The sequence below is a fragment of the Promineifilum sp. (SeqCode) genome, assembly GCF_041918635.1.
In the GTDB taxonomy this organism is placed as follows: Bacteria; Chloroflexota; Anaerolineae; order Promineifilales; family Promineifilaceae; genus Promineifilum.
Map to the genome: position 1 here is coordinate 1 of NZ_JAYRVJ010000135.1, position 3445 is coordinate 3445.

Annotated in this window: 3 protein-coding genes and 1 pseudogene; all 4 read left to right on the forward strand. The window is 64.4% G+C overall.

The features are described from left to right. On the forward strand, positions 1 to 700 hold a 700-nt coding region (locus ACE3UY_RS04525), incomplete at its 5' end, for a PLP-dependent aminotransferase family protein (RefSeq protein ID WP_374686364.1). Between the two features lie 55 nt (positions 701 to 755). Continuing rightward, entirely contained in the window at positions 756 to 1874 is a 1119-nt protein-coding gene (gene hppD / locus ACE3UY_RS04530; protein WP_374686365.1) for a 4-hydroxyphenylpyruvate dioxygenase, read from the forward strand. Positions 1875 to 2000: 126 nt separating this feature from the next. Further along, positions 2001 to 2392, forward strand: a pseudogene (locus ACE3UY_RS04535) (GxxExxY protein). A 69-nt stretch (positions 2393 to 2461) separates the two neighbouring features. Then, on the forward strand, positions 2462 to 3445 hold a 984-nt coding region (locus tag ACE3UY_RS04540), incomplete at its 3' end, for a homogentisate 1,2-dioxygenase (RefSeq protein ID WP_374686366.1).

Genomic DNA, 3445 nt, shown 5'->3' on the forward strand with positions numbered 1-3445 from the left:
CCCACTGGGCGTCAGCGTCAGCGAAGAAAAGCGCCGCCGGCTGGCCGAGGTGGCCGAAGCCTATAGGCTCCCCATCGTCGAGGACGACCCCTACGGCTTCCTGGCCTACGACGGCCGCTGCGCCCCGCCCGTGCGGGCCTATAATGACACGCACGTGCTCTACGTCGGCTCGTTCTCCAAGATTCTGGCCCCGGCGCTGCGGCTGGGCTGGCTGATTGCGCCGGAGGCGCTGTTGCCCAAGCTGACCGTCATCAAGGAGGCCGGCGATCTGGAGTCCTCGGCGCTGACGCAGCGGGCGGTGGCGGCCTATCTGGACGCGGGCCACCTGCCGGCCCACGTGGCGCGCCTGCGGGACGAGTACCGGCGGCGGCGCGACACGATGCTGGCGGCCATGGCGCGCTGCTTCCCGCCGGGGCTGGTCTGGACGCGGCCGCGGGCGGGCATGTTCATCTGGGTGCGGCTGCCGGAGGGGGTGGACAGCGTGGCCCTGCTGGAGACGGCCCTGGAGCGCGAGCGGGTGGCCTTCATCCCCGGCCATGCCTTCGCCCTGCCCGGCGTCTCCGCGCGTCACTATATGCGGCTGAACTTCTCCAACTGTTGTCTGGACGACATTGAGGACGGCATCGCGCGCCTGGGCCGCGTACTGACGGAGGCGTGCGGGGGAGCAGGGGAGCGCCCAATTGACCTGCTGACCACGTAGGGGCGGGTTTCAAACCCGCCCCTACCACTGACCACTAAAAGGAGACCCACAACCCATGACCCACGACTTCCTACCGATTCAGGCCATCGACCACGTCGAATTCTACGTCGGCAACGCCAAACAGGCGGCGCACTTCTACCGGACGGGCTTCGGCTTTGCCCAGGCGGCCTATAGCGGGCTGGAGACGGGCAACCGGCAGACGGCCTCCCACGTTATGATGCAGGGCAAAATTCGGCTGGTGCTGACGGCCGCGCTAGGCCCTGACCACCCCGTCGCCCGACACACCCACCTGCACGGCGATGGCGTGGCCGTGGTGGCCCTGGCCGTGCCCGACGCGGAGGACGCCTACCGCCAGACGACGGCCCGCGGCGCGACGGGAGCCATCCCGCCCACGGCCGTCGAGGATGAGTGCGGCGTGCTGCGCTACTCGGCCGTGCGCGCCTATGGCGACACGCTCATCAAGTTTGTGGATCGCTCGGCCTACCACGGCGCGTTCGCGCCGGGCTACGCGCCACGCAACGGCTACCAACCCGACGGCCACGCCGGCCGCGCCTGGCACAAGGGGGTCGGGCTGGCGGCCATCGACCACATGGTCGGCAACGTCGAGCTGGGGGCCATGAACCGCTGGGTGGAGTTCTTCGCCCGGACGATGGGCTTCAGCCAGCTCATCCACTTCGACGACCAGGACATTTCGACCGAGTACTCGGCGCTGATGTCGAAGGTGATGCAGGACGGCACGGGCAAGGTGAAGTTCCCCATTAACGAGCCGGCCGAGGGCAAGAAGAAGTCGCAGATTCAGGAGTATCTCGATTACTACTACGGGCCGGGGGTGCAACACCTGGCCTGCTCGACGGGCGACATCATCGCCACGGTGACGCAACTGCGCGACAACGGGATCGAGTTCCTGCGCGTGCCGACGACGTACTACGAGGAGTTGGAGGCGCGGGTGGGGAAGATCAACGAGCCGGTGGACGTGCTGGCGGAGTTGGGGGTGCTGGTGGATCGGGACGAGGAGGGCTACCTGCTGCAGATCTTCACCAGGCCGGTGGAGGATCGGCCGACGGTGTTCTTCGAGATCATCGAGCGCCACGGCTCGCGGGGCTTCGGCAAGGGCAACTTCAAGGCCCTCTTTGAGTCCATCGAACGTGAGCAAGCGTTACGTGGGAATCTGTAATAAATTCACCACGGATTTTCACGGATTTAACGGATGTTACGGATTGATCTATACTCAGGGGAGCCATGACGGATTAGAGTAGGTTGTTCGCAACTTTTCACAGTATCCAACTTGGGAGAGTTAATCGTGTTACATGAGGAAATCACCGGACCGATCATTGGAGCCTTCTACGATGTATATAACACGCTAGGCTACGGCTTTCTGGAAAGGGTGTATGAGAACTCGTTGGCGTTTCTGCTTGTCCAGCGCGGGCTGCGCGTGCATCAGCAAGCGCCGTTGAGTGTGGAACTTGTGTTGGCGAATACTTCGCTGACCTGGTTGTCGAGGACAAGGTCATTGTGGAGCTAAAAACCGTCGAGAGGTTGATCCCCGAGCATACCGCGCAACTCCACAACTACTTAAAAGCCAGCAGCCTGGAAGTCGGCCTGCTTCTGAATTTCGGGCGACAAGCAACCTACAAACGCCTAATACTGACAAACGAGCGAAAAGCCTTGCCGGCTGAAATGGTACACCGCTAGCCCAACGCTTCAATCCGTATCATCCGTAAAATCCGTGCCAATCCGTGGTTGATTTATTGGGAGGTACACATGACCTACTATTATAAGTTGGGTGAGGTGGCGAGGAAGCGGCATACGCAGTTCCGGCAGCCGGACGGCCGCCTCTATCACGAAGAAGTCATGGGCATCCACGGCTTTGCCGGCATCCAGTCCATCCTCTACCACCGCTACCCGCCCACGGCCATTCGCCGGCTGGACACCGTGCCCACTGACCCCATCGCCTACGAAGACGCTGGCCCCCTGCGCCCCCGCCACCTGCGCGCCGCCCCCATCCCGCCCGGCGGCGACGCCATCACCGGCCGCGTCCCCCTCCTGGGCAACCACGACGTCGTCCTCCACATCGCCCGGCCCACCCAGCCCATGACCTACTGGTACAAGTTCGCCCACGGCGACGACGTGCTGTTCATCCACGAGGGCACGGGCGTGCTGGAGAGCCAGTACGGGGTGCTGCGCTACGGCCCCGGCGACTACCTGGTCATTCCCACCGGCGTCATCTGGCGGCTCGTGCCCGACAAAGGCTCGCCGCAGCGCATGCTCGTCGTCGAGTCCTTCGGCCACGTCACCCCGCCCAAGCGCTATCTCAATAATTACGGCCAATTCCTGGAGAACTCCCCCTACTGCGAGCGCGACATCCGCCCGCCCGACGAGCTGGTCACTCACGACGAGACGGGCGAGTTCGAGGTACGCGTCAAGGCCCGCGACCAGATCACCTGCTTTATCTACGACCACCACCCGCTGGACGTGGTCGGCTGGGACGGCCACCTGTGGCCCTTCGCCTTCAACATCGCCGACTTCGAGCCGATCACCGGCCGCGTCCACCAGCCGCCGCCCGTCCACCAGACGTTCGACGGGCCGGGCTACGTGCTGTGTTCCTTCGTGCCGCGCCTGTTCGACTACCACCCGCTGGCGATCCCCGCGCCCTACAACCACTCCAACGTGGACTCCGACGAGGTGCTCTACTACGTCGAGGGGGACTTCATGTCGCGCAAGGGGATCGAGCGGGCGTCGCTGACC

Coding starts and splice junctions, on each gene's coding strand:
- hppD (WP_374686365.1), top strand. CDS start 756: ATGACCCACGACTTCCTACCGATTCAGGCCATCGACCACGTCGAATTC.